This is a genomic window from Williamsia sp., from assembly GCF_036566845.1.
Lineage (GTDB): Bacteria > Actinomycetota > Actinomycetes > Mycobacteriales > Mycobacteriaceae > Williamsia.
Genome location: NZ_DATCVM010000180.1, coordinates 17,889 through 42,487, shown reverse-complemented (window position 1 = coordinate 42,487; position 24,599 = coordinate 17,889). Strand labels below are relative to the sequence as shown.

The window sequence follows — 24,599 nt, the reverse complement described above, 5'->3', positions numbered from 1 at the left end:
CCGGCGAACCCTCACCCTCGCAGCCTGATTCGATCCCCTGACCCACCGACACAAAAACACAGCCAGATCTTCCCGCTCGCATCCGACCTCCCGTCGGGACCGCGCACGTACGTAGACAACTCCATAGTGTGAGAGCGCGTGGTGCTGCCGCCCCGGACCCCGTTGCGGCGGTGGCACCACGGTGCCCGAAGGGCCTCAGTCGTCGGCGAGGCAGTAGCCGGCACCCCGGATCGTCTGAATTGAGTTGGCGCCGAAGGGTATATCGATCCGCTTTCGGAGGTAGCGGATGTACACCTCGACGATGTTGACGTCACCTTCGTAGTTCTCGTCCCAGATCGCTTGCATGATCTCGGTTTTGGTGACCACCCTCCCCTTGTTGCGCATCAGGAACTCGAGCACCGAGTATTCGCGGGGGGTCAGCTTGATCGGGGCATCGTCGCGATGCACGCCATGGTCGGACGGGTTGAGGGTGAGCGACCCCGCAGACAGGACCGCCGGCCTTTCGCGGACGCCCCGCCGCAGCAATGCCCGCAACCGCGCCTTGAGGACAACCACCGAAAACGGTTTGATCAGGTAGTCGTCGGCACCGTAGTCGAGCGCCTCGGCCTGGTCGTATTCACCGTCCTTGGCCGAGAGCATGAGCACCGGAGTCCACACCTGCTTGCCCCGCAACCCTTTGATGACCTCATAGCCGTTGAGCTTCGGAAGCATGATGTCGAGCACGATCACATCGAAGTCGTGTTCGGTGGCCTGCCACAGTCCCTCGGCACCGTCCCGTGCGGTGACCACACTCCAGCCGTCGCTGATCAGCATCCGCCGGACCGTCTCGGCCGCGCGAACGTCATCCTCGACCACGAGAACACGCACTACCGAGCCTCCTCCGGGCTGACCATCGCGATTCCAGCGTAGGGCAGTCCGTCGACCTGATCACACCGAACACCAATCGATGGCGTCGGCTAACACTGGTACCCGTCACAACGAAAGACATGTCATGAGCAGATTCTTGTCCGCTCCGCCTCCCGACACCGGATTGCGTCCTGTGCAGGGCCCGCGAACTCTGCCGTTGATCTCGACGTTGAAGCTGGTCCGCAAACCGACCGATCTGGCCGTGTCGCTGCGGCATGGGTACGGCGACATCGCGTTGACGAGTGCGCTAGGCCGCAATGTCGTGGTGGCACAGGGACCGGCAGCAGCCGAAGAGCTGACACTCAATCGCGACAAAGCCTTTTCGACAGAACCTGTCTATGGGTTCGCATTGGGCAAGTTCTTCCAACGCGGAGTCCTCTTGATGGACTTCGAAGAGCACCACCGGGATCGCCGGATCATGCAGCAAGCGTTCACAGCAGACCGGCTCGCTTCGTACCACCGGCAGGTGGTGCGCAAAGTGCGGGAGTCGATCAATGAACTTCCGGTTGGCCCGGGCGTCGACCTACGAGCGGTGTTCAAGAACCTCACGTTGGACATCGCTCTGGAAGTGTTTGCCGGTGCGGAGCTCGACGCCGCCGCGGCCGCCGCCCTGAACCACGCCTGTGTCGATCTGATCGAAGCGGGCGGCGCGCTGATCCGGTTCCCGATCCCGGGCCTACGGTGGAGCCGTGGTCTACGGTCCCGGCGCCGGCTCGAAACTTTCTTCAGCGATCTCGTTTCGGCGAAGCGGTCCGGAGAAGGCGACGATCTGATGTCCGAATTGTGCCGCGCAGAGGTGGATGGTCAGCGTCTGAGCGACGCCGCGGTGATCGACCACATGATCTTCATGATCTTCGCCGCCCACGACACCGCAACCGTCGCGCTCACCGCCACCGCATGCGAGTTGGCGAAGAGCCCGGAGTGGCAGGACTGCGTCCGGGCCGAGGTTCAGATGCTGCCGGAAACCATCACCTACGACGATCTCAATTCGATGCCCCTGGCCGAGCTGGTCATGAAGGAATCGATCCGGCTTCGGCCTCCGGTCCCGGTGTTGCCGCGCGCAGCCGTGAAAGACACCGAACTGTGCGGCTTCCACATTCCGAAAGGCACATTTGTCATCGTCCTTGTTGGTGCAAACCATCAGATCGACGATGTCTGGCCCGATGCCGCCCGTTTCGACCCGGACCGATTCCGAACCTCCGAACATGATGCCGGCCGACATCGGATGGCGTGGATGCCATTCGGTGGTGGCGTTCACAAGTGCATGGGTATGAACTTTGCCCGGATGGAAGTACTCACAGTCCTGCATCGCATGCTTCGCGAGTACGAGTGGTCGGTGCCGCAAGACTTTTCGATGCCGGCCGAAGACGGTTCGCTGACCGTGAACACCGGCTTCCCGGCAACCGTTCGCAGACGCTCAGACCATCCTGCGGGTGATCGTAGCCGGTAGATGGCGCAGAGCCAGGTCGATCGCGGTCCATGGCCAGCGCGGCACCACCGTACGGTCGCGTTCGGAGTCGATCGCAGCAACCAGAGCCGTCACTCCGGAATCGAGATCGGTCATCATCCGTGTCTTCACACCGGCGTTGATGTCGGTGGAGATGTAGCCGGGCAAGATGACGCTGACCTTGATGGGCGAACCGGCCAGCTCTGCCTGCAGCCCCTCGCCGAGTGCTGACAGCCCCGCTTTGGACGCCGAATAGGCGGCCTGCGCCCTCGGGAGCCCGTGTACCGCGCTCATCGAGCTGATCAGCACCAGATGTCCGGAGTTCTGTGCCCGGAAGATCTCCATCGCCGCCTCGACCTGGGCCAGCGCGCCGATCAGATTGGTCTGCACTGTTTGGAGATTGGCGTGGGCCTTCCCGGTCCCGATCGGGGCGCCCTTGCCCAGCCCGGCGTTGACGATCACGCGGTCGAGCCCACCGAGTTCCTCACGGAGCGCACCGAACACGATCGGAACGGTGTCGACGTCGGTCACGTCCAGTCCCGCCACGGCGATCTGCGAGGCCTGCCCGCCCAGCTCTGCCTTCAACTTATCGAGCCGCTCGACCCGCCGGGCGCACAATGCCAGCGCATGACCTTGTGCCGCATAGCTTCTGGCCATCCCCTCGCCCAGTCCGGAGCTGGCACCGGTGATCAGTATCTTGTTGCGACTCATGGCAGGAACCTACCCTCTTGCGCCGCACGCGGCGGTCACCGGATTCGGTCGTACCGCCGACCCGCCCGGCAAACGGGACACGAATGTCCCATCGCCCCACCGAAACGCCAGGCCCGGAACAGGGAAGTCGGTGCTGATCATGTGGGCACCCGACGCCAGCGCCAGTGTCGGACGACGATGTTGGTCGGCTTTTGCCGTCGACACCGGATCATCGGATCGGGTCCGCACCAGATATCCCCGGTTCACCAGCTCACGAATCCGCAGGAAGCCCTGTCCACGCGGATCGTTGTGCATGATGAAAGCCGAATCCGGTTGTCCGGGAGGTGGAGTCGTGAATGCCACCCGACCTTCCAGGCTCGGCCGGCCGGCGCGATAGTTGTCGCGGATGTAGTCCTGATCGCCGTAGTCGAGGAAGAACAGCACCGTGCCACGGACATCGTCCACCCGTGGCCAGCCCGGCCCCAGCACCGCCTGCTCCAGAGTCGATGCGTCGCCCCGGATCCGGTCGGGTGTCAACAAGGCCGACTCGGTGTCGAAGACCGAGCGGATCTCGGTGTCGAGTGCATCGAGCACCTGCGGCGACCACCGCGGAACCCTGGCGCCACGCAGCACCAGGGCCCAGGGCCACGACGCCTTGAGTTCGAGTTGGATCACCACAGGGCTATGCCCGGGATGTGCCCGCGACCAGCGCTTCACGGTCTGCAGTGCGCCCGCCAACGTCGGAACGCTCGTCCGATAGTCGGCGTCTGGTGCGTGCATCACCTTGAATCCGGGCCGGTGCCAGAGAGGTTCGGGGCGTGGTCCACGTCCGCGCCACCTACGCGCCAGCGGCCACGTGTACCGGCCACCGTCAGGGTCCGGATAGACGTCCAACTCGATCCCCCGCACGTGCTGGTCGCTCAGCTGCTGGTCGAGCGGAAGGTGTTCGTAGCGGTACGAATCCAGATTGGAACCCATCAGCCAACCGATCCGTTCGTCGGGTGCCATCAGTTGGTGCGACGAGTTGTGGGTGGCCATGAACTGGATCTGGTTGATGCGCAAGCCCTCCGGAAGCGGATCCGGGGTCATTTGAGCAATCTCGACATCCGTCGGTCGGCCAGGATCTTGCCCCCGGTCTGGCAGGTCGGGCAGTACTGGAATGACCGGTCGGTGAACGAGACCTCGCGCACCGTGTCGCCGCAGACCGGGCACGGCAGACCGGTGCGGGCATGGACCCGCAGCCCAGATCGTTTCTCCCCCTTCAGCCGCGCCACCTCCTGGCCCTCGAGCCGGCCGATCGCGTCGCGCAGGACCTCACCGGTGGCCGAGTACAGCGCATCGATCTGCTCGCCCGTCAGGGTTTTCGACGTCGCAAAGGGTGACAACTTGGCGGTGTGCAGGATCTCGTCGCTGTAGGCGTTGCCGACGCCGGACAGGATCCGCTGATCGGTGAGCACCGTCTTGATCCGGGCCCCGGTCGTTTTCAGCACCTCGGCCAAGTCATCGCGGCTCAGCGACAACACATCCGGCCCCAGCGTCTTGATCCGTTCGACCTCGGCCGGATCACGGACAATCCACACCGCGAGCCGTTTCTGGGTGCCCGCCTCGGTGACGTCGAACCCTTCACCGGGCATCCCGCAATGCACCCGCAGCGCGATGGGTCCCTTGCCGCCGGGGCGGGGCGGCGCGGGTGACAGGTTGTCCGACCAGCGCAGCCATCCGGCCCGCGACAGGTGGATGATCAGGTGGATCGGGCCACCGTCCTCACCCGCGGTGGTGATGACCAGGTATTTCCCGATCCGGGTCACCGTTTCGATGGTGCGCCCGGCCAGCGCGGTGTACGGCGGATCTGCGGTTTTGAGCACCGCCAGGGAGGCGACGTCGACACGGCGGATGGGGAATCCGGCAGCCCGGCCGTCGACATAGTCGGCGATCGCCTGCACCTCAGGTAACTCCGGCATCTGCCCAGTATGTTCTAGTATCCAGATGCGCTCCAGTGGTTCGGTGACCGATGCCGAGTTGGCCAGGATGCTGGCCGAAGGCGCCGGGAAGATCCTGGTGGACATCCGGTATCAGCAATTGCTCGGCGGATATCTGCTCGGTGACGTCGGTGATGCGATGGCGCAAGCCTGGATCGGTGCGATCCTCGCCCAGCATCGTCCCGCCGACGCAGTGCTCTCCGAGGAGGCCACCGACAACGGCCGCCGGCTGACCTCCGACCGGGTCTGGATCATCGATCCGCTCGACGGCACCCGTGAATTCTCGTCCGGACGCGACGACTGGGCCGTCCACATCGCCCTGACGATCGACGGTCAGCCCGCCGATTGTGCGGTCTCGTTGCCGGCCATCGGCGAGATCTACACCACCGACACCGTGCCCTCGGTCGGCGGAGACCTGACCGGCCGGATGGTCGCCTCTCGGGGCTGGGCCTCGTACGAAGCCGGGCACGTCTCGAGCCGGCTCGGCCTGGACATGGTCCCGATCGGTTCGGCGGGCGCCAAAGCGATGGCCGTCGTCCGCGGTGACGCCGACGCCTACGTCCATGCCGGCGGACAGTACGAATGGGACAACTGTGCACCGGTCGGTGTCGCCCAGGCCGCGGGACTGCATTGCAGCCGCATCGACGGATCCGACCTCGAATACAACCGGCGCAGCCCGTTCATGCCCGACTTCGTCATCTGCCGCTCCGAACTCCGGGACCCGATCCTCTCCGCACTGGCCGAGATCGCCTAGCAACCCCGAAAGTGGTGGCTTTTGGCGACGCTGACCTGCGGAAATGCTCGCCAGAACCCACCACTTTCGGGTCAGGATCTGAGTAGGTAGATGTCCATGATCCAGCCGTGCTCTTCGCGGGCTCTGGTGCGGGTCGCGCGGATCTGCTCACCGACCTCGCCGACGGTCCCGGCGATCAGCAACTGATCGGGTGTGCCGAGGTAGGCGCCCCACCAGATGTGGTCATCCGCCGACGCCGTCTGCAGGAACGTGCAATCGGCATCGAGCATGACAACCTGATTGGCTGCGGCCCCTGCCGGGGTGTCGGCCAGCCGCCGTCCGGTGGTGATGTGGATCGGTTCACCGATGCGGTTGAGCAGGATCTTGTGCGCCGCGGTCAGGGACGCGAAGCTCGTGATGCCCGGGATCACGGTGTGCTCGAGCTCGATGCGACCGCGGGCGATGATGGTGTCGACGATGCGGAGCGTGCTGTCGTACAGCGCCGGGTCGCCCCACACCAGGATGCCCCCGACGCCGTCATCGGACAGCTCGGTGGCCAGTGCCTCCTCGATCAGGTCAGCGCGGGCGTCGTGCCAGCGCCGGACCTCCGCGGCGTAGTCGTCGGGCGTACGGTCGCGCGCCGGGTCCGGGACTTCGACGAAGCGGTAGCCGCCGTCGAGATAGCGGTCGCAGATCTCCTGGCGCAGGCCCACCAGGGACTGCTTGACCGCGACACCGCGCTCGGGTGCCTTGTCGAGCACAAAGAACGCGTCGACGGACTTCATCGCATCGATGGCCTCGATTGTGATCTGGCGGGGATCACCCGGTCCGATGCCGATGACAAGTAGTTTGCGCATGTGTCAGGGCCTGGCCTTGGAGAGTCCGTGGAATCGCCCGGTGATGTCGCCGATCGTCCGGCGCGGCAGCAGCCGGCGCAGAGCGAAGACGATCGGAGCCTTGTTGCCCTTGGCATACAGCGGTTTCGGGTCCTTCGACAGCGCGGCTTCGACGATCACCTCAGCCATCGGTGTGACCGCCAGACCCGAGTCCTCGTTGCGGCGGGTGGCGGCGGCAACAGTGTCGTAGTCATCGCGGTAGGGCGAGTTGTCGGCGATGTAGTAGCCGCGTCGGTCTCCGATACCGGTCGCGATGGTTCCCGGCTCCACGGTGCAGATCGCGATTCCGAAGGGCGCGAGTTCGCGGCGGGTTCCGTCGGCGAAACCCTTGAGCGCCGACTTGGTTGCGCCGTAGGACGACCGGAATGCCAACGGGAAACTCGACAACATCGAACCGACCATCACGATGGTCCCGCGCCGACGCTCCCGCATGCCGGGAAGCACCGCCTTCGTCAGGGCGATCGGGCCGAAGACGTTGGTGGCGAACAGCTTCTCGATGACGTCCATCGGGGTGTCCTCGAGCGGACCCATCTGCGATTCGCCGGCGTTGTTGATCAGGATGTCGACCGCTCCGGCCTGCTCGGCGCAGCGCGCGATGCTGGCCGGATCATTCTGATCGAGTTCGAGATAGGTGACGCCGGGTATCGGGTTGGCGATGGCGTCGGGCCTGCGGCTCGTGCCCAGCACCGTCAGCCCGCGGGCGACCAGTTGCCGGGCGACTTCGGCGCCGATTCCACTCGACGCACCGGTGATCAACGCGGTTTGACTCATCGTTCAAGCCTAGTGCGGCACCACGATTCCGCCGCCACAGGCCGCACCGGAACCCCGCCCGGCGACCACCCGGTGTCGGCCATCCCACAAAAATCAGTGGCGAACCTGGGAAATACCTGAGCATCCTTGATGCGTTGCACACATCAAGTGCGGTCGAAGGGGTGTCTGGAATTGTTGCTCGGAGTGAGTCTGGCGATCATCGCGGCGGTGGGCTATGGCCTGTCGTCGGTGATGCAGGCGCTCGGAGCCAGGCAGGCGGCCCGCGCCAACATCGACGACGAGCGGATGGCGACAGCTGCCGGTTCACCATCCTGGCGCTCAACCGTCGCCACCGCGATGACCGGGGTCTTTGTGGTGGGTGCGGTCTTCGACGTTCTCGGCTTCGTCGCCGGCGCCGGTGCGGCACGGATGCTTCCTCTGTTCCTGTCTCAGACGATCGTCGCCGGCAACCTCATCATCACGGCGCTCCTCGGGATCCGGCTGCTCGGCATCAAACTGCACCCACGCGACTACATCGCGATGGGCACGGTCCTGCTGGCCCTGTTGCTGCTCGGTTCCGCGTCACAGCCGCATACCGCGTACTCGACTCCTCGAGCACTGCACTGGGCGCTGCTGGCCGTGACCGTGGTGCTGGTCGTCTCGTCGCTGTTCACGGTTCGCCGGATCGGACGCGCGGGGTCGGTTGCCGCCGGTGCCGCCGCGGGCCTGCTGTTCGGGGCGGTGGCGATCGGTGTGCGGATCCTCGACGGCATCGAACCACTGTCACTGCCCACGATGCTGGCCGATCCCGCGGCCTGGGTGATCGCCATCGCCGGAGCGGCGGGGTTCTATCTGCACACCGTCGCTCTGCAACTGGGCGAGGTGAACGGGTCGACGGCGGCTCTTGTGGTGGGCGAAACTGCCGCACCCGGCATCGTCGGTGTGCTGTGGCTCGGTGACTCGACGGTCCCCGGCATGCAGTGGATGGCCCTCGCCGGATTCACGTTCGCCGTGCTCGGCGCAGTTGCGGTCGCGATGTTCGGGTCTGCCGAAGCCGAGCGCTCGGCGGAAGAGGACTTGACCAAGGCAGCGGACACCGATTTCGGCTCGACGCCGTTCACCGTACCGGCTGACTGCAGCTCGTTGGAGCATCCACCAGCGAACAGAACTCCGCCGGACGGGTCGGCCGATAATTGGCCGGAACGCCTCCGCCGGCAATGATCTCGCGGTAGGCGGCGACAGCCGGCGTGGCCTGGCGGGTCAGCGTGGGATCCGACATCACGTCCACCTGGTAGAGACCGAAACGTGGTGTGTAGCTGCCCCACTCGTAGTTGTCGGTGATCGACCAGTAGTTGTACCCGACGACGTTCATCCCGTCGGCACGCGCGCGGGCGAGCCAGTACGCCGCATCCCGCAGCTGGTCTTCCCGCTGATACCCGTCAGGCCGAGGGTTCCCGTTCTCGGTGGGCATTCCATTCTCGACGATGTACAGCGGCTTGCCCGGGAACTTCCGTGAGTAGTAGCGCAACGCGTAGTAGAGACCGTCGGCCGCCGACGTCGCCTTCCAGAACTCTTCGGTCGCTGCGTTGTACGTGTTCAGGTCTGTCGCCGACACCGAGTAGTAGTAGTCGATGCCCACGAAGTCCTGTTTGTCGGCGATCCGGTCGAGGAACATCGCGTCCAGCGCCGGCTGGACCGTCGGCAGGTACGCCGAGTTCGATGTCACCCAGGCTTCCGGCTGCTGTGCGTGGATGTAGTCGTAGATGCTCCGATGGACAAGCACGAGCTGGTCGAGCATCAGCGGGACGTTCTGGACCGCGATACCGCCGAACGCCAATTCCTTGAGATAGGTGTAGACAATCGGTTCGTTGACCGTGACCCAGATGGGATCGAACCGGGCGTAGCGGTCAACCACCTTGCGCGCGTTGGTCAGCCAGCTCGCGGCCATGTCTGGGTTGTTCCAGCCACCGCGATCGGCCACCCAGCCCGGATAGACCCAGTGGTCCAGGGTGATCATCGGGCGCATCCCGGCCAGCAGGATGTGGTGAACGACCCGGTCGTAGTATTCGAGTTCGCGTTGATCCCAGACGCCCGGCTCCGGCTGGATCCTGGCCCATTCCACGCTGATCCGGTACACCTTGACGCCCATGTCCCTGGCGTTGTTGATGTCCTCGACGTAGCGGCTGCGGAAGTCGACCGATGTGCCCACCGGATCGTCGACCCGGTCGCTGTTCGAGTACCGCCTCCAGTTGCTGTCCGGTGAGGAACCCTCGGACTGGAAACCGGCCGACCCGACGCCCCAGAGGAACCCCGGACCCAGTCCTCGATCCTGCGCAGCGGCCGGTGCCGCCGGAATCACGATCACACACACCAGTAGTGAGAGCACCACCGCGAACAGTCGTCGCATCTTCCCCCCAAGGATCAGCGTTCCGATCACATCACAAAGGCCAGATCGGCCAGTACCTTCTCGCCCAGTTCCCGGTCGCCGGAGATGACGACGGCCCCTTGCGAACCGGTGGCGCGACCGCCGGCCAGACGGGCGAATTCAGTGTAGTTGAATGTCAATGTCAGATCTGGATCTCGGTCGAGTTCACGAACAATTCCCGCGCGACCGTCGACCGCGATGTTCAACGTCCGGGGAACCGGGCCCTCGATGACAAACCGGACCCGGCTTCCGTCCGGGGCTCCGGCCTTCTTCCCGACCACGTACGGCATGCTCGCGAAGATCTCGTACATCGCGGCGACGATGGGGATGGGGTCCACGACCAACTCAACACCGAGTGTGTCGCAGAGGTCCAACTGGTGCATCCAGCAGTCGAAGACCCGGATCCGCATGAACCTGCCGTAGGTGTCGGGCCCGGCCGGTGTGAACGAATCGGCGTCGAAGTCCTCCTGCGTCATCGCGGCCAGGGCTGCGGTCCGGCGCGCGATGACGTCTCGATAGTCCGCGAGGACCGTGGCCCGGTCCTGCATGCGGTAGTACTCCAGCCACCGCTCGTTCATCGCTCCGATGCTGTTGCACACGTGGTCGAACGCATCGACGTCGGCCGCGACCTCGGGCACCGGATCTCCGAGCAGCATGCGCTCGGTGGCCATGACATGGGCCACCACATCGCCCACCGACCATCCGGGCAGAATCGACGCGCGACGCCACTGTTCGTCGGTGGTGGCGGTGGCCAGGGTCTCGACAGCGGACCACACGGCCGTCAACGCTTCGACGAGTGGTTCCTTCGGCAAGACGGTTCGGCTCATACCGGATGACGATACGTCCCACCGGCGCCGGACGCGGCCAAGAATGTCGTGGTGCCCTAGGCAGGATTCGAACCTGCGACCTACCCTTTAGGAGAGGGTTGCTCTATCCCCTGAGCTACTAAGGCGCTTCGGCTGACGACTTTACCTGCGCGACGGCGACACGCGGTCAGTGGCACGGAAAAAGCTCCGTCGCCACAATCTGGACACGCAGTTGACCGGAATCTGCCACCAGACGCAACTTAGTGGGACCTTACTGCAATACTTGTATTCGCTTGTCGCCGTTCGAGAGGGGTATGACATCAAAAAGTTTCTGGCACCGGCACTGATCTTCTTCGGGATCGCCCTGGTGACCGCTGCAATTGCAGTTCCGTTGTGGTTGGTTCCCAAGCTCAAAGTGGTTCCGTTGGACCTGGATATCACTTCGGTGGCGACCTCGGTACCCGCGGGGCTGACTGATGACAACAACACCCCGGCGCGCGTTTTCAACCGCTGCTCGATCAGTGAGCCGAGGGCTGAGGTCTTTGATGCGCATCTGACACAGCAACGTCGCAGCATCATCATCAACCCGTCGGACTCCGATCAGGCAACGTTGCAGTCCGGGCAGACGGTGATGATCGACCTGATCCGCGACGGCGACGAGACCTACGAGCCCACCGCAGAACCGGTCGACGCCAAGCGCACCTGTGAAGATGCCGTTCTCACCTCGAATGTCGATGTCGTGTCCGTGGATCGCGAGACAAGCAAGCCCAACGGCAACATCGCGCGCATCCACACCGTCCAGGCACCCGAGGGCACCGTCACCATCGAGGCCACCGACAACTTCGTCGAAGCACCTCGCGAGGGCTACCAGTACAAGTTCGGCTTCGACGTCGAGAAGACCGATCAGCTGTACTACGACGCCAACTCGCGCCAGGACGTGACCGCGACGTTTGTCGAAGAAGAAGAGATCAACGGACTCACCGCCTACCACTTCGTCAGTGATGTTCCCGAGGTCGATCAGGTCACCCTGCCGACACCGAACGGTGAGCCCGCACTGGGTACCTCGCTGGAGAAGCCGGCCAGCTGGTGGGGCATCAAGGGTGTCCCCGCCAACGAACTCGTGGTGATGGACCGCTTCGCGAAGGCCACCCGCCACGTCTGGGTGGAGCCCCAGACCGGCACCATCCTCAAGGGCATGGAAGAACAGCATCAGTACTTCAAGTCCCCGGGCTGGGAAGATCCTGATCTGGCCGCCCCGATCCGGGAGTTCCGGATGGACGCCTTCGCCGCCACGATGGAATGGCAACAGACCACCGTCGAACGTCAGTCCGACAAGGCATCCGGCTATGTCGACCAGCTCCGTCTCGGTGGTGTGATCGTTCCGGCGATCATCGGCACCGTGGGTGGTCTGCTCTTCATCGCAGGTGTGGTCCTGCTGCTCCGGCGCCCCAAGGACACCGGCGACAACACCGACACCGTGCAGTTCAACAAGGTCTGACCCTCGGGTCCGGCCGATATCGGTGCCAGGAAGCCCCCGAGCGAAAGCCCGGGGGCTTCCTGGCATCTCTGCGCCAGCGTCGATCAAATGCGAAGTGCGAGGGCCACAACCAGCCGGGTGGCCTGGTCCCCCAGATCCAGCCCGGTCAGTTCGTGGGCCCGACGGAGCCGGTACCGCAGAGTGTTCGGATGGATGTGCAGACCGGTGGCTGCGGCCCGGACATCGCCGAACGCATCGAGATAGGCCCGCACGCTCGACACCAATTCCGTCCCGTGCGCGGTGTCGTAGTCACCGAGCTCGGCCACTCGCGGATCGATCAGATCCGGGTTGGCGGTGAGCAATCCGACGATCTCGCCGAGGAGCACCGGTGTGCGCGACTGCTCCACGGTGGTCACCTGGTCGATCAAAGCGCCTTCGTGGAGGGCGGCATCGATCACCCGGTCCACCTCGCCCCGCAACCGGGCCGCATCGATCACACCCGCACCCTCGGCGACGACAGCCCGGATCCGCAGACCGAATTGTCGTTCCGCGGCCGCGACGGTGGCGCGCGCCCACCGCACCGTCGCCGGGCCTCCCCCGGTCCGGGGGAACAGCACGTAGACCCGGCCACCGACCGCGGCGGTCACCGAGTCGGGCCGAAAAGCGCTGGCATGCAACGTGAGGGCGGGCAGGTTCTGCTCGCCCGGATCCGGGCGGCGACCCCCGTTTCCGTCATGTTCTGACGGCGCCAGCCCGACAACGACGACCGGGCCGTCGGCCGGAATGTTCAGCGCCTGAGCAAGATACGTGACATCGACGTCCTCGCCGCGGAATCCGAGTAGCCGCTGAACCTGCTCTCCGTGCACCGACGGCATCGACACCGACTGCGCGATGATCCGCGCGGCGACCGCGGCGGCACCGGTGATCACCTCGGCGGAATCCGGAGCCGGATCGGCGTCGGTCTGCTGCAGCCACAGGGTCCCGAGATATGCCTGACCGCCGGGTTCCCGGATACCGACGGCCAGCCGAGGCCGCAGACCGAGGTCGTCGCGCTGCGCCACCGACACTACGTCCGTCGCGGCGCGCAGCGCACCGAAGACACCCCATTGGCGCAGCCAGTCGAGCATCTCCGGCGGTCCTTCACGCCCGAGAATCGACAACCGGCGCAGTTCGTCGGCATGCTCATCGGAGGTGCTGTACGCCAAGACGTGTGAGTCGGAATCCTCGATGCTGACGAGGCCACCGGTGCGGTCTGCGACTGCTTGCGCGAGTGCGAACAGGTCACCCGCGGTACCGCTGGCCATCGACTCCGCACTCCCCGCCCTGGCCTGCTCCAGGACCCGCCCGATCAGGTTGTAGATGCGCTCCCATCGCGCATGTGGGTCGACGGCCACCACTGCAACCCCGGCGGCCGCAGCCCGGCGCACCAATCGCGTCGTCGGCGACTTCACCAGAATCGCAACGGGCGGCCGGGAACCGAGTGTTGCCAACCAGGAGATCACCGGGTCGGCACCCACCCCGACCAGCAGTGCGAGGTCAGCGCCCCGCGCGGCGCGGCCGACACCGAGTCTGAGGTCATCGTCGTCGAGCAGCGCCATCGACGCCACGGGACGATCCAGACCGTCGGGTGCTTCGACGAGTGTGACCAGGGTGCCGTCCAGGGCCAGGAGCAGTCTCCCGAGGGTGCTCGACATCGGTGATCCGGGTTCCGACATCCACGTCTCCTTTGTTCAACTGAACCAAGGATAGGCCCTCAGTTTAGCTAATTGGCTATCGTTTCTGGGTCGCTGCCGGGTTGTCATGGATAGATGGATGCCATCACCACACCTCCCCGCGCACACAACGAGCCCGTGCACTCCTACGCCCCGGGATCTCCGGAACGTCGCCGGATCATGGACGAACTGGGCAGCCTCACCGCAGACGGCCCGATCGACCTACCCCACGTGATCAACGGTGCTGACGTGATCGGCACCGGCACGTCAACCCCCGTTGTCCAGCCACATGCCCATCACGAGGTCCTGGGCACGTTCCGCAATGCCACCCACCACGACGCCCGCGCCGCGATCGACTCCGCACTGGCGGCCGCGCCGGCCTGGAATGCCACCGAGTTCGATGTACGCGCCGCAATCCTGCTGCGCGCGGCAGACCTGTTGTCCGGACCGTGGCGGGAGACGATCGCCGCGGCCACGATGCTCGGACAGTCGAAGACCGTGCAGCAGGCCGAGATCGACGCACCGTGCGAACTCGTCGACTTCTGGCGCTTCAACGTCGGATTCGCACGGGAGATCCTCGCCGAACAACCCGAGTCGGGCGCGGGCGTATGGAACCGACTCGATCACCGTCCCCTCGAAGGCTTTGTCTACGCGATCACACCGTTCAACTTCACAGCGATCGCCGCAAACCTGCCCACTGCCCCGATGTTGATGGGCAACACCGTGGTCTGGAAACCCTCACCGACACAGACCTATTCGGCGTACCTGACCATGAAGCTGCTGGAGGCCGCGGGGCTGCCGCCCGGCGTGATCAACCTGGTCGCGGGTGATGGCATCGCGGTGAGTGACGTGGCGCTGAGCGATCCCAACCTCGCGGGAATCCATTTCACCGGGTCGACCAACACCTTTCAGCATCTGTGGCGCGAGGTCGGAACGAACATCGACCGTTTCCGCGCCTACCCGCGACTGGTGGGTGAAACCGGCGGCAAAGACTTTGTGCTGGCCCACAGTTCGGCCGATCCCGATGTGCTGCGGACCGCATTGATCCGGGGTGCCTTCGAATATCAGGGCCAGAAGTGTTCGGCGGCGTCGCGTGCCTACATCCCGCGGTCGGTGTGGGCCACGATGGGCGACGACTTCCTCGCCGAGGTGAACACCCTGAGCTACGGCGACGTTCGAGACCTGACCAACTTCGGAGGTGCGGTGATCGACCAGCGCGCATTCGACAAGTCGTCGGCTGCCATCGAGCGGGCCAAATCGGTACCGTCCCTGACCATCGCGGCCGGGGGCGATCACGACGATTCCGACGGATACTTCGTACGGCCGACTGTGCTGCTCGGTGACGATCCCACCGATGACGCATTCGCCACGGAGTACTTCGGGCCGATCCTCTCGGTCCACGTGTACCCGGACGACGACTTCGAACCGATTCTGCGGCAGGTCGATTCGACGGCCCGCTACGCGCTCACCGGAGCCGTCATCGCCGACGACCGGTCGGCGGTCAGTTCCGCGCTGTCGGGGCTCCGCAATGCGGCCGGCAATTTCTACATCAACGACAAACCGACGGGAGCGGTGGTCGGGCAGCAGCCCTTCGGCGGCGGACGCGCATCGGGTACCAACGACAAGGCCGGGTCCAGGCAGAACCTCATGCGCTGGACGTCGACCCGGACGATCAAGGAGACGTTCACTCCCGCAACAGCTGCCGGATATCCGCATATGGCCGTCGACACCGCAGACGGCCGACCGTGAGACCGACCACCGCTGCCGCAACGCGCAGCATCATCACCGCGGCGAGCCGGAGCGACCGGATCAAACGCCTCAGCGAGCACCTGCCCGTGACACGGAATGTGGTGCAGCGCTTTGTACCCGGTGAAACCCATGAGGACGTCATGGGTGTCGGTGCAGCGCTCTTGAATTCCGGGCGGATGATCTCCATCGACCACCTCGGCGAGGACACCACAGACGAAGGCCAGGCCGAGCACACCGTCCAGGCCTACCTGCGGCTGATCGGGATGCTCGCCGATCATGGTGCCGGCCCGGACCCGATCCCCGCCGGCCATCCGATGGAGGTGTCGTTGAAGTTGTCCGCGCTCGGCCGCTCACTCCCCCGGTACGGCGAGAAGATCGCCCTGGAGAACGCACACCGCATCGCGTCCGCGGCGACGAGTGCGGGCGTGTGGGTGACCATCGACGCCGAGGACCACACCACCACCGACTCGACTCTGCGGATCGTCCGCGAGTTGCAATCCGACTTCCCCGATCTCGGCACCGTGTTGCAGTCCTACCTGCACCGCACCGAGGACGACTGCCATGCGTTCGCAGGTCCCCGGTCACGAATCCGATTGTGCAAGGGCGCGTACGCCGAACCTGAGGCAGTCGCCTTCCAAGACAAGACCGAGGTCGATTCCGCCTTTCAACGCTGCCTGCAGGTGTTGATGGCCGGAGACGGTTACCCGATGGTCGCGAGCCACGACCCGGTGATGGTGGCCGCCGCCGAGGCCATGGCAGACGCCTGCGGCCGAGGCACCCACGAGTGGGAGCACCAGATGCTCTACGGCATCCGAGACTCCGAACAACGCCGACTGGCCCAGGCCGGGCGGCAGATCCGGGTCTACGTTCCGTTCGGTTCCCAGTGGTACGGCTACTTCATGCGTCGCCTCGCCGAACGTCCCGAGAACCTGACGTTCTTCTTGCGCGCGCTGGTTTCCCACAACTGACCGGTCCGAATGTTCACTTTCGGCGATCCAACGTTGCTGAGTCAGCGATTCTTCGGCACTGTTGAGTACATGAGCGAAAACACAAAGGTCACAGTCGAACGCACGATCGAGGCGCCCGTCGACGCGGTTTTCGACATCCTCTCCAATCCCGAGCGACATCCAGGGCTCGACGGGTCGGGGTTCATCCGCAGCGTGGATCACGCCGATCGGATCCAAAAAGTCGGCGAGGTGTTCACGATGAACATGCAAGGCGATCACATGGGCGGTGAGTACCAGACCGACAACCACGTATCGGGCTACGCGAAAGACATGCTGCTGGCCTGGAAGACCGCGCCCGCGGGCACCGAGCCTCCCGGGTGGGAGTGGCTGTGGGAGTTGGAGTCCCAGGGACCGAACGAGACGTTGGTCCGGCACACCTACGATTGGTCGAAGGTGACCGACAAGAAGCTGCTCGAGCAGGTGAAGTTTCCGCTGGTCAGCGAGGAACAATTGACCGACACACTCGGTCGGCTGGCCGCTGAGGCTTCGTCCTGATCACAGCGGGATTCGGGCGCGGGATGCCACCGTCGTGGTGGAGCCGGATCAGGCGGCGATGACGGTGTCGTAGTAGCCGTCGGCGTTGGTGTCGTACTGTTCGATTGCCATGGGGGTGAGTCCTTTTCGGTCGGTGCGTGGATCTTCGGTGGTACCGCGAATGTGCGGCGGTCGAAGATAGGAGCACCGGCGGCGGCGGAAAGTTCCCGCCGCCGCGACATGGGTCCTCAGTAACCGATGAAGCGATCGGTGTGCAGGCGCCAGGGCTGCCACCGCAAACCGGGTTCGGCCCGCAGCAACATCGGCTTGATCGCATCGAGCATGGCGGGCGGACCCGACAGGTAGTAATGCGATCCCGGATGCGCGACGGCGGCGACATCGTCGGCACTCACCAGGCCACCGGTCACGGTCACCACCGTGGCACCGGCGGCACGCGCGCTGTCCAGGACGTCGCCGTACACCAGGCGATCATCACCGTTGGCCGCGTAGATCAGCGAGACCTTCGACATGTCCGCGCCACGGCCGCAGAGGTCTGCGAGCATCGACCGGAACGGGGTGACCCCGATACCGCCCGCGACGAAGACGATCGGCGCCGACAACGAGCTCGGAAGTGTGAAATCGCCACCGATCTCGTCGATGTACAGCCGGGTGCCGGCGCCATCGTCGATGAGACGCTTCTTGAAGGGCGACTGCTGCGCTCCGGCGGTGAATCCGAATCGAGTGTGCGTTTCCCCCGGCGCGCCGGCCATCGACAACACGCGCCGCGTGCCCTGCTTCTCGATCGCCGGGCTCCACGTCGGAGCCGACACCAACGCCCACTGCCCGGGGCGGAAGCGCACGGCAGGTGAAGCGAGCACCTCGTAGGTGTCGGTGCCGATCGGCTGCACGGAATCGACGGTGAGCACGGTGCGGCGCCATCTGCGCGCGGCGACAAAAGCGAACAGGTTGCCGGCGAGCAATGCGATCTCCGGCGTGAAGACCAGTGTGTAGTCGTCGGTGATCTCGAACGTCTCACCCCAGTACATGAGGATGCCGACGATCGCCGCGTAGATGACCGACTGCACGCGGGTCGACGGCGATGTCAGCGGTTCGGTCAGCATGATCGCAGCCACGAACAGCAGCGGAGTCGACTTGACGGCGAGCTCGAGGGCATCGCCGAGCGGGGTGTCGATGTCGAGTGCCACGTAGATGGCCGTCACCAGGGAGACAACGAGAAATGTTCCCACCAGCCACCATTCGCGCAACTTCCAGACCACTGCCAGTCCGATCACGATCATCGGGATCAGGAGTTGTTCGGCAGCCACCCACCAGAAACCGAACAGGAACGGTCCGACCTCGAAATACGCGAACAGGTAACAGATCACCGCTGCCGCGACGGCCGGGTTCACGATATGGCGACGGCGAAACGCGATCACGTACTTCGATGCGCTGGCGATCGCACCCGCCAGCACGAGTCCCCAACCGGTGTCGGCATCGGTGAGTCCCGGGAAGATGAAGAACAAGATCAACGCGGTGATCAGCCACGATTCGCTACCCGGTGGCACCCGGACGACCGCCGCGCAGGCGTAGGTCACGACAGCGCAGGTCACCACGAGAATCGCCAGTGATCCGAGCAATTCACTTGCGGTATAGGCGAATTCGGAGTCAAACGCGGCGACACCCAGCGCGTAGACCGCCAGCACCACCAGCGCGAGCAACACAAACCGATACATCGAGAGGCGATCGATCAGCCTGACGAACCTCATAGGAACAACTCCAGTTCTCGCGCGTGTGAATGTTCGACGGTGCCGTTTGAGCGCACCACCACATAGTCGAAATCAAAGTGGGACAACAGTTTCTGCGGAGGCGTGAAGAACAGCGCCGTCGCCAGCCCGTCGGCCGTCATCGTGTCTTCCGCGATGGCCCAGGTGGCGAGGACCTCCCTGGTGGGGGTGCCGGATCGCGGATCCACGATGTGATGCCAGTCCGCCCACGCCCGGCGGTTGCCGGCAGACGCGCAGATCGCGTTGTTCTCGATCACGACCGTGCCGATGGCCTTGGTCGGATCGGTGGGATGCTCCAACCCGATTCGGTGGGGGTGGTCACCGGCCCGGATGTCGCCGCTTCCGTTGATCAGGAACTCGTCGAATCCGTGCTGCCGGACCAACTGCGCCACCCGGTCGACGGCAAAGCCTTTTCCGGTGGCGCCGATGTCGATCAGGACGGGACGCACGACGTCGAGCGCCCCCTGCCACCCGGCGAGAACGTCATCCCACGGCGGCACCTCGGCAATCACATCCGCCGGCCGCAGGGAGTACTTGGAGTCATACCCGGCGTCATCAAGGGTTTGCCCGACCATCGGCGTCACCATCCCGCCGGTCACCTCATACAACGTGCGATGCAGGTCGATCACCGGCTGGTCCGACGGCAGGATCGGGTAGCGGCCGGCGGTGCCCGCCATCTCGGCAACTGTGGAATCGTCGCGGAACCTCGACCACACCAGATCGATCCGTTCGAGCTCGGCGCTGATTGCCGACTTCAGCTCGCCGGGTATCCCTCGCCCGAGAGCGACGCCCCACGAGGTGCCGAGTGCGTCGAACTCCCAGGCGGTCGGGTCGTTCACTGTGTCATCGGTTCAGGCCTGGGCCTCGGACTTGATCTGATCGATCGCGTCGTTGAAACCACCTGAGGTCAGCGATGATCCGGAGACCGTGCTCACGTCGAGCTCGTCGATGTTCTTGCCGACGACGAGGGGGTCGATACCGCTCTTGAACTTGCCCTGGAATTCCGCCGACGTGCCCTTGGTCTGACTGATGTCCACCGAGAGGGCGGTGATCACCGAGTTCGACAGGGTGACCGTCACACCCACTTGCTGTTGGCCACCTGGCGATTGGTAGCTGCCGGTTGCCGAGTACTCCCCGTCTTCGTACGGCGAGGATGCCGATTCGTTTTGTATCGCACCGGATTCGGCCGTCGCCGTGTTCTGGGCAGCTGCCGTGGCGGTGGCGTCGGAGCTGCTGCCGCCATCGTCGCCACAGGCGGCGATGACGGCACCGGTTGCGGCGATGACGGCAGCAACCTTGCCCGCGTTGACAATTCGGCTTTTGGAATATGAAGTCGTTGTCGAGGTCATTGGTCTATAGTGCCTTTTCTGGGTCGACCGTGGTCCGCTTGCAAGGTGATTGCCAGGAGACTCTCAGTTCTCATCCAGCTTTAAGCAAGAACGTGGTAGGGCGTTCCGCCCGGACCTCACGCTTTCGCCTGCTCCTTGATCTGATCGATCGCGTCGTTGAAACCCCACGGAGACAGCGACGAGCCGGCCATCGTACTGACCACCAGATCGTCGATGCTCTTGCCCGCGACCAGGTTGTCCTTGATCAGCGCCTCTTTGACGTTGTTCTGGAAGACCTGCGGCAGTCCCTCCGACATGCTGGTGTCGATCTCGAATGTGGTGATCACCGAGTTCGCGAGGTTGACGGTGACGCCGATCTTCTCCTCTTTGCCACCGGGTGTGGTGTACGTGCCGACCGCCGTGTACTGGCCGTCTTTGTAGGAGGAATCGGAGATAGCCTCCGCCTTGGCGACACCAACCTCGGAGGTCTCGGTGGTCGTGGCAGCCTTGGGTGCCGCAGTGTCGCTGCCACCGCATGCGACGAGCGCGGCGGTTGCGCCGCCGACGAGTGCAACCGCTTTACCTGCTTTGGCGAGACGCGCGCGCCGTGACGATGTCGTCGAGAAAGTCATGTGAAGATCATGCACTGCGAAGTAGGACCGCAGTCCACTTATCGCGAATATTGTTAGGTTAGTCTCACCTATGTTGCCAACGGACAGGAGATTTGCATCACCTCCCAGCGGCCTCGATCCGGGCCGCCACGGCATCGACGAACACCGTCGAGATATCGGCCGGGGTCCTGGCGATATAGCTGGTGCCACCGGTCGCGTCGGCGATCTTCTTCAACGACGCAGCGTCGGCATCCTCGGTGATACCGATCGTCAGGATCAGCACCGGACGAGCCGGATCCTCCAGTCGCTTCAACTCGGCCAGGAGTTCATCAAGCGAGATCGAACCTGGATCCTCGTTCTGCCCGTCGGTGAGCAGGATGACGCTGTTCGAATAGTTGGGGTCGTACGAGTTCTGAACCTCCTTGAACGCAGCCAGGGTGGTGTCGTACAAGCCGGTCGCCCCACCCACCCGGTCGGGTAGGGTCAGGAGCTGCTCCTGGAGGTACTCACGGTGCGTCTGGCCGTCGTCATCGACGGCGTCGAGGCGTTCGATCGGCGCGATCGGGAGCCAATCCTGACCGTCGCCGCCCATGTCGATGGAGAACAGCCAGCTGCCCAGCGCGGTGGTGTTCGGAAACAGCCTCAGGCCGTTCTCGCTGGCTTCCACGAGCATGTCGGCCCGCGTGGAGTTCCCGGCCGGGGCCGCCATCGACCCGGACGCGTCTTCGACGACCAGACTTCGGATCGGCACGCCGAGAACCGCCCACTGCCGCAGCGCCTTCGCCTCACGATCCGGATCAGACAGTGTGAGAACAGTCACATCGCCCACTCCTCCCGGGGGTGCCGGCGCATCAACCGATGTCCGGAATCCCGCGGTGGTCATCGCCTGGGCCCCATCCTCGGACTTGATCACGTCGAGCAGTTCTTGTCCGGCCTTGCCGACAACCTCTTTGCGCGCCGCGGATGCAGTGTTGAGCATCGGGAAATCGAGGATGACGGTGCCGTCGGCCGGAACCGCGGCCGCAAGGCCACTGTCCGGATCGAGGCGCTGATAATCGATGAAATGCTGTTCACTGACCACTGTCGGTTCGCTGCTCGTCGCAGCGAGCGTGAGACGGTGATTGTCTGAATCCTGTGCCATTCGGGCGTTGCCCTGCTGCAGGGCGAGCAGCGTCATCGCGTCCGTGAACGACTTCTGGTCGATGGCTCCCGCCTGCTGGGCCGCAAGTGCTCCCACGATCGGTGCGTCACCGGTACTCGAATCGATCGGGTTACCCAGCCGCAGACCGGGCAACTTCATCACATCCACCCAGTTCTGCAGTGGCGGAACGTCTTTGCCTGCGACCACCACGGGGCTGGCGGCAACCGAGTCCGCGACCACGTCGTCGTCGACCCGGGCCTGGCCGGTGACCGACCGGGCGCGGGCGGACGAATCGGCGATCCACAGATCCGGCGCGTTCTCGCCCTTCGTGAGCTGCCCGGCAACGTTCGCGCCGGTGACCGCGGTGACGGTGAAGTCGTAGCAGGAGTCACTCGACGCAGTGCCGGCGAGGGGTTTGATGGTGGCCGCCATCGTGGGGTCCGCAATGACCGACACGGCTTCGCGGGAGTCGCAATCCGGACCCGATCCGGTGCCGATCGTCCGCCACAGGATCACCCCGGCGACCAAAAGCGCGACGAGTACCAGCGCCCCCAGCACCCATGCCGTCCCGTGTCCCTTGTCGCCATCTCGGTGCCCGCTGAATCCGAACTCATCTCCAGCGTTGCTGTCGACCCCATGCCGCCCCATGTGTTACCGCCCTTGTTTCGAGGTTCGCCGGGATTCTATACACAGCGGCAGGGGCCACCGACCGCATCTGGCGGCCGGACGAGCGAGGGCGCGGGTGGTGTCACTCAGGAATACAGATCATGAAATTTCTTCAGTGAGTCTTCGACCTCGCTCTTGACAACCTTCGCGGTGATCTTCCCGATCGGGCCGATCAACGCCAGTCCACCGAGTTCGATCTCGAACGTCAGCTTCGACCCCTCGGCTGCCGGGTCCACGGTGAGGATCAACGTCACCTTGATCCCACCCTTCCCGGTGCCTTTCAGACTGACCCGGTGCGGCGGGTCGTAGGCGTTGACCGTCCACTCGAAACGGACCCGAGTGCCTCTGGACGCGATGATGGACGACACCTTGGTGCCCTTACCCACCTCATCGGGCCCGGGAAGAGGACTGCGCCAGGCCTCGTGGATCGTCAGCCACTCGTCGTAGCTCGCCAGGTCCAGAACGTGCTCCCAGGTCTTGTCCGGGGCCACACCGATCTCTATCGAGTCCTTCACCTTTGCCATGGCGCAGACGTTATCGGTCCGGCTCCGTCCGGTCCCGTCAGGCCGGGCACGTGTCGGGCGCGGGCTCGCCGGCAAAGCGGTCGGAGATCCAGTCGACCGCGTCCCCGGTGACACCGAGATTCGTATGTCCTCCCTCCGGCTTGCGCACGATCTCGATCACGTCGCCCTGCGCACAGGCGCGCTGCAGCGCGGCAGTGGTCCAGGCCGACAGAATGATCGTGTCCTTGTCCCCGTACGCGACGAACAGTGGACCTGCAGCCGGTTCCGCCGGCAGGGCATCGGATTTCAGGATCTCCCGCAGGCGATCGACTGCTTCCTGATCGGCGATCGCGGCGTCGCCGGGGGCGATGTCCATGGCCGCCGAGAACCTGTCGGCGGTCGAGGTGGGTCCGCACGAGGTGAAGGCAGGCGCTCCCGCCGCCAGACCACCGCGCATGTAGTCTCCGGGATCGAGATCGGGATGCACTTCCCGAAGTCCCGCAACAAGATTGGGAATGAAGATCTTCTGCGTATCGGTGTACGTCACGTCCAGTCCGGCGTCGGTGATCGGCGACAGGTCGGCCGCCGGGGCCAGCGCGGCGGCGCCGACGAACTCGAGCCCCTGCCCGTAGTCATCGGCGTGCTCGGCGGCGGCCCAGGCCGCCTGCCCGCCCTGCGACGCACCCATCGCGGCCCACCGAACCGAGGCTTCGGGCACCACATTCCGGGCCGCGCGAACCGCGTCGATCATGTTGTACGCCACGGTTCTCGGTTCCAGATACGGATGCGGACGAGCATCCTCGACGCTGGTCCCGAGGCCCTGGTAGTCGGTGGCGGCAACCACGTAGCCACGGGCGACCAACCGCGCGACGTTGCCGTCCTCACCGAGCAGATCCGGATAATCCGACGGCCCGCAGGTCACACCGGTCCCGGTGGTGCCGTGGCCGAGCGCGACAATCGGCCACCCGCCGGACGGCGGAGCCCCGGCCGGAACCGCCACCACACCGGAGACCTCGGTCCCGAACCCACCCGCGTAGCCGGCGGTCGAACGGTAGACGACGTGGATCAGCCGACCCGCATCAGCCAGCTCGTCGTTGCCCTGAAACGGTCGCTGCTCGACGATTGCACCACGATCCGCGAGATCAGGCGCGGCAGGCAATGAGGTCGTCGTGCCGGACAGAGGCGGGGCCGACGACGGCATCACGCCGTCGTCGGCCCCGCCGCCCGAACAACCTGCCAGGAACAGTAGACCCGACACCAGCAACACCCCGGCCAGATGCACGCCGGGCCTTCTGATCGTCAACGCCTGTGAACCCCGGTGTTGTTACTTGGGCTGATCCGGCTTCTTGTCGTCCTGCGCGAACTTCTTGGCGGCGTCCGCACCCTTCCGGATGTGGCCGGCGTACTTGCCCTTGGTCGCCTTGTTCACCGCGTCAGCACCCTGGTCGATGACCTTGGTGTTCTTGCTCAGCGCATCCTTGCCCTTGTTGATCAGACCTTTGAAGTCCATGCTGG

24 protein-coding genes and 1 tRNA gene are annotated in these 24,599 nt (G+C 64.8%); 7 read left to right on the top strand and 18 right to left on the bottom strand.

Annotated features, from left to right (window positions below; genetic code table 11):
• Positions 1 to 195 precede the first annotated feature (195 nt).
• Positions 196 to 867, bottom strand: coding sequence for a response regulator transcription factor (locus tag VIQ49_RS16980; RefSeq protein WP_331886700.1), 672 nt, complete (start codon positions 865 to 867; stop codon positions 196 to 198).
• 124 nt (positions 868 to 991) lie between these two features.
• On the opposite strand from VIQ49_RS16980, the gene VIQ49_RS16975 reads away from it, so the two are divergent.
• The gene (locus tag VIQ49_RS16975; protein WP_331886698.1) at positions 992 to 2,356 is read left to right on the top strand and encodes a cytochrome P450; all 1,365 of its coding nucleotides are present in this window, start codon (positions 992 to 994) and stop codon (positions 2,354 to 2,356) included.
• Here VIQ49_RS16975 and VIQ49_RS16970 read toward each other — a convergent pair.
• Genes VIQ49_RS16970 through VIQ49_RS16960 form a run of 3 tightly spaced genes read right to left on the bottom strand, consistent with a single transcriptional unit; the run spans position 2,324 to position 5,004 of the window.
• The gene (locus VIQ49_RS16970) at positions 2,324 to 3,064 is read right to left on the bottom strand and encodes an SDR family oxidoreductase (RefSeq protein ID WP_331886696.1); all 741 of its coding nucleotides are present in this window, start codon (positions 3,062 to 3,064) and stop codon (positions 2,324 to 2,326) included. The two genes, VIQ49_RS16975 and VIQ49_RS16970, sit on opposite strands and share 33 nt — an antisense overlap.
• 9 nt (positions 3,065 to 3,073) lie before the next feature.
• A complete protein-coding gene (locus VIQ49_RS16965) occupies positions 3,074 to 4,132 on the bottom strand; it encodes a Ca2+-dependent phosphoinositide-specific phospholipase C (protein WP_331886694.1) in 1,059 nt (352 codons plus the stop codon).
• Positions 4,129 to 5,004 carry an Fpg/Nei family DNA glycosylase gene (locus VIQ49_RS16960; RefSeq protein ID WP_331886692.1) on the bottom strand — a complete coding sequence of 292 codons (876 nt, stop codon included), beginning with the start codon at positions 5,002 to 5,004 and terminating at the stop codon, positions 4,129 to 4,131. Before VIQ49_RS16960 ends, VIQ49_RS16965 begins: the two co-directional genes overlap by 4 nt.
• A 25-nt stretch (positions 5,005 to 5,029) precedes the next feature.
• Between VIQ49_RS16960 and VIQ49_RS16955 the strand changes: the two genes are divergently transcribed.
• Entirely contained in the window at positions 5,030 to 5,776 is a 747-nt protein-coding gene (locus tag VIQ49_RS16955; protein WP_331886690.1) for a 3'(2'),5'-bisphosphate nucleotidase CysQ, read from the top strand.
• Between the two features lie 71 nt (positions 5,777 to 5,847).
• Here the strand turns inward: VIQ49_RS16955 and cobF are convergent, their stop codons facing one another.
• Positions 5,848 to 6,612 (bottom strand): precorrin-6A synthase (deacetylating), encoded by a 765-nt coding sequence (cobF, locus tag VIQ49_RS16950; protein WP_331886688.1) that lies wholly within the window; start codon positions 6,610 to 6,612, stop codon positions 5,848 to 5,850.
• A 3-nt stretch (positions 6,613 to 6,615) separates the two neighbouring features.
• Positions 6,616 to 7,422 (bottom strand): SDR family oxidoreductase, encoded by an 807-nt coding sequence (locus VIQ49_RS16945; RefSeq protein WP_331886686.1) that lies wholly within the window; start codon positions 7,420 to 7,422, stop codon positions 6,616 to 6,618.
• A gap of 183 nt (positions 7,423 to 7,605) precedes the next feature.
• Between VIQ49_RS16945 and VIQ49_RS16940 the strand changes: the two genes are divergently transcribed.
• Positions 7,606 to 8,622: a hypothetical protein gene (locus VIQ49_RS16940; protein WP_331886684.1), complete on the top strand. Its 1,017-nt coding sequence runs from the start codon at positions 7,606 to 7,608 to the stop codon at positions 8,620 to 8,622.
• Here the strand turns inward: VIQ49_RS16940 and VIQ49_RS16935 are convergent.
• The 3 genes from VIQ49_RS16935 to VIQ49_RS16925 all read right to left on the bottom strand — a co-directional run bounded on the left by VIQ49_RS16935 (position 8,519) and on the right by VIQ49_RS16925 (position 10,778).
• Entirely contained in the window at positions 8,519 to 9,808 is a 1,290-nt protein-coding gene (locus VIQ49_RS16935) for a family 1 glycosylhydrolase (RefSeq protein ID WP_331886682.1), read from the bottom strand. The two genes, VIQ49_RS16940 and VIQ49_RS16935, sit on opposite strands and share 104 nt — an antisense overlap.
• A gap of 26 nt (positions 9,809 to 9,834) precedes the next feature.
• On the bottom strand, positions 9,835 to 10,653 hold the full coding sequence (locus VIQ49_RS16930) for a maleylpyruvate isomerase family mycothiol-dependent enzyme (RefSeq protein ID WP_331886680.1): 819 nt from the start codon (positions 10,651 to 10,653) through the stop codon (positions 9,835 to 9,837).
• Positions 10,654 to 10,702: 49 nt separating this feature from the next.
• A tRNA-Arg gene (locus VIQ49_RS16925) sits at positions 10,703 to 10,778 on the bottom strand.
• A 137-nt stretch (positions 10,779 to 10,915) separates the two neighbouring features.
• Here VIQ49_RS16925 and VIQ49_RS16920 point away from each other — a divergent pair.
• Positions 10,916 to 12,130: a DUF3068 domain-containing protein gene (locus VIQ49_RS16920; RefSeq protein WP_331886678.1), complete on the top strand. Its 1,215-nt coding sequence runs from the start codon at positions 10,916 to 10,918 to the stop codon at positions 12,128 to 12,130.
• 83 nt (positions 12,131 to 12,213) lie between these two features.
• Here the strand turns inward: VIQ49_RS16920 and VIQ49_RS16915 are convergent, their stop codons facing one another.
• Positions 12,214 to 13,824, bottom strand: a complete 1,611-nt coding sequence (locus VIQ49_RS16915) for a helix-turn-helix domain-containing protein (RefSeq protein ID WP_331886676.1) — start codon at positions 13,822 to 13,824, stop codon at positions 12,214 to 12,216.
• Between the two features lie 93 nt (positions 13,825 to 13,917).
• Here VIQ49_RS16915 and pruA point away from each other — a divergent pair, with 93 nt between their 5' ends.
• The 3 genes from pruA to VIQ49_RS16900 all read left to right on the top strand — a co-directional run bounded on the left by pruA (position 13,918) and on the right by VIQ49_RS16900 (position 17,072).
• A complete protein-coding gene (gene pruA / locus VIQ49_RS16910; RefSeq protein ID WP_331886674.1) occupies positions 13,918 to 15,570 on the top strand; it encodes an L-glutamate gamma-semialdehyde dehydrogenase in 1,653 nt (550 codons plus the stop codon).
• Positions 15,567 to 16,538 carry a proline dehydrogenase family protein gene (locus VIQ49_RS16905; protein ID WP_331886672.1) on the top strand — a complete coding sequence of 324 codons (972 nt, stop codon included), beginning with the start codon at positions 15,567 to 15,569 and terminating at the stop codon, positions 16,536 to 16,538. The genes pruA and VIQ49_RS16905 overlap by 4 nt, the downstream gene beginning before the upstream one ends.
• Positions 16,539 to 16,607: 69 nt before the next feature.
• Positions 16,608 to 17,072 (top strand): SRPBCC family protein, encoded by a 465-nt coding sequence (locus VIQ49_RS16900; RefSeq protein WP_331886670.1) that lies wholly within the window; start codon positions 16,608 to 16,610, stop codon positions 17,070 to 17,072.
• A 227-nt stretch (positions 17,073 to 17,299) separates the two neighbouring features.
• Here VIQ49_RS16900 and VIQ49_RS16895 read toward each other — a convergent pair whose 3' ends face one another.
• From VIQ49_RS16895 to VIQ49_RS16860, 8 genes are all read right to left on the bottom strand, one after another.
• Complete coding sequence (locus tag VIQ49_RS16895; RefSeq protein WP_331886668.1) at positions 17,300 to 18,817, bottom strand: oxidoreductase; 1,518 nt, start codon at positions 18,815 to 18,817, stop codon at positions 17,300 to 17,302.
• Positions 18,814 to 19,674 carry an FAD:protein FMN transferase gene (locus tag VIQ49_RS16890; protein ID WP_331886666.1) on the bottom strand — a complete coding sequence of 287 codons (861 nt, stop codon included), beginning with the start codon at positions 19,672 to 19,674 and terminating at the stop codon, positions 18,814 to 18,816. The genes VIQ49_RS16895 and VIQ49_RS16890 overlap by 4 nt, the downstream gene beginning before the upstream one ends.
• Positions 19,675 to 19,686: 12 nt before the next feature.
• The gene (locus tag VIQ49_RS16885) at positions 19,687 to 20,184 is read right to left on the bottom strand and encodes a calcium-binding protein (RefSeq protein WP_331886664.1); all 498 of its coding nucleotides are present in this window, start codon (positions 20,182 to 20,184) and stop codon (positions 19,687 to 19,689) included.
• Between the two features lie 116 nt (positions 20,185 to 20,300).
• Positions 20,301 to 20,795, bottom strand: coding sequence for a calcium-binding protein (locus tag VIQ49_RS16880; protein ID WP_331886662.1), 495 nt, complete (start codon positions 20,793 to 20,795; stop codon positions 20,301 to 20,303).
• Positions 20,796 to 20,892: 97 nt separating this feature from the next.
• Positions 20,893 to 22,563 carry a substrate-binding domain-containing protein gene (locus tag VIQ49_RS16875; protein WP_331886660.1) on the bottom strand — a complete coding sequence of 557 codons (1,671 nt, stop codon included), beginning with the start codon at positions 22,561 to 22,563 and terminating at the stop codon, positions 20,893 to 20,895.
• A 104-nt stretch (positions 22,564 to 22,667) separates the two neighbouring features.
• Entirely contained in the window at positions 22,668 to 23,105 is a 438-nt protein-coding gene (locus VIQ49_RS16870) for a type II toxin-antitoxin system Rv0910 family toxin (RefSeq protein ID WP_331886658.1), read from the bottom strand.
• 37 nt (positions 23,106 to 23,142) lie between these two features.
• Positions 23,143 to 24,387, bottom strand: coding sequence for a lipase family protein (locus VIQ49_RS16865; RefSeq protein WP_331886656.1), 1,245 nt, complete (start codon positions 24,385 to 24,387; stop codon positions 23,143 to 23,145).
• A 21-nt stretch (positions 24,388 to 24,408) separates the two neighbouring features.
• Positions 24,409 to 24,594 (bottom strand): Rv0909 family putative TA system antitoxin, encoded by a 186-nt coding sequence (locus VIQ49_RS16860; RefSeq protein WP_331886654.1) that lies wholly within the window; start codon positions 24,592 to 24,594, stop codon positions 24,409 to 24,411.
• Between the last annotated feature and the right edge of the window lie 5 nt (positions 24,595 to 24,599).

Coding starts and splice junctions, on each gene's coding strand:
- VIQ49_RS16885 (WP_331886664.1), bottom strand. CDS start 20,184: ATGACCTCGACAACGACTTCATATTCCAAAAGCCGAATTGTCAACGCG.
- VIQ49_RS16945 (WP_331886686.1), bottom strand. CDS start 7,422: ATGAGTCAAACCGCGTTGATCACCGGTGCGTCGAGTGGAATCGGCGCC.
- VIQ49_RS16935 (WP_331886682.1), bottom strand. CDS start 9,808: ATGCGACGACTGTTCGCGGTGGTGCTCTCACTACTGGTGTGTGTGATC.
- VIQ49_RS16930 (WP_331886680.1), bottom strand. CDS start 10,653: ATGAGCCGAACCGTCTTGCCGAAGGAACCACTCGTCGAAGCGTTGACG.
- VIQ49_RS16900 (WP_331886670.1), top strand. CDS start 16,608: ATGAGCGAAAACACAAAGGTCACAGTCGAACGCACGATCGAGGCGCCC.
- VIQ49_RS16965 (WP_331886694.1), bottom strand. CDS start 4,132: ATGACCCCGGATCCGCTTCCGGAGGGCTTGCGCATCAACCAGATCCAG.
- VIQ49_RS16975 (WP_331886698.1), top strand. CDS start 992: ATGAGCAGATTCTTGTCCGCTCCGCCTCCCGACACCGGATTGCGTCCT.
- VIQ49_RS16880 (WP_331886662.1), bottom strand. CDS start 20,795: ATGACTTTCTCGACGACATCGTCACGGCGCGCGCGTCTCGCCAAAGCA.
- VIQ49_RS16860 (WP_331886654.1), bottom strand. CDS start 24,594: ATGGACTTCAAAGGTCTGATCAACAAGGGCAAGGATGCGCTGAGCAAG.
- VIQ49_RS16960 (WP_331886692.1), bottom strand. CDS start 5,004: ATGCCGGAGTTACCTGAGGTGCAGGCGATCGCCGACTATGTCGACGGC.
- cobF (WP_331886688.1), bottom strand. CDS start 6,612: ATGCGCAAACTACTTGTCATCGGCATCGGACCGGGTGATCCCCGCCAG.
- pruA (WP_331886674.1), top strand. CDS start 13,918: ATGGATGCCATCACCACACCTCCCCGCGCACACAACGAGCCCGTGCAC.
- VIQ49_RS16915 (WP_331886676.1), bottom strand. CDS start 13,824: ATGTCGGAACCCGGATCACCGATGTCGAGCACCCTCGGGAGACTGCTC.
- VIQ49_RS16955 (WP_331886690.1), top strand. CDS start 5,030: ATGCGCTCCAGTGGTTCGGTGACCGATGCCGAGTTGGCCAGGATGCTG.
- VIQ49_RS16970 (WP_331886696.1), bottom strand. CDS start 3,064: ATGAGTCGCAACAAGATACTGATCACCGGTGCCAGCTCCGGACTGGGC.
- VIQ49_RS16875 (WP_331886660.1), bottom strand. CDS start 22,563: ATGGGGCGGCATGGGGTCGACAGCAACGCTGGAGATGAGTTCGGATTC.
- VIQ49_RS16895 (WP_331886668.1), bottom strand. CDS start 18,817: ATGAGGTTCGTCAGGCTGATCGATCGCCTCTCGATGTATCGGTTTGTG.
- VIQ49_RS16870 (WP_331886658.1), bottom strand. CDS start 23,105: ATGGCAAAGGTGAAGGACTCGATAGAGATCGGTGTGGCCCCGGACAAG.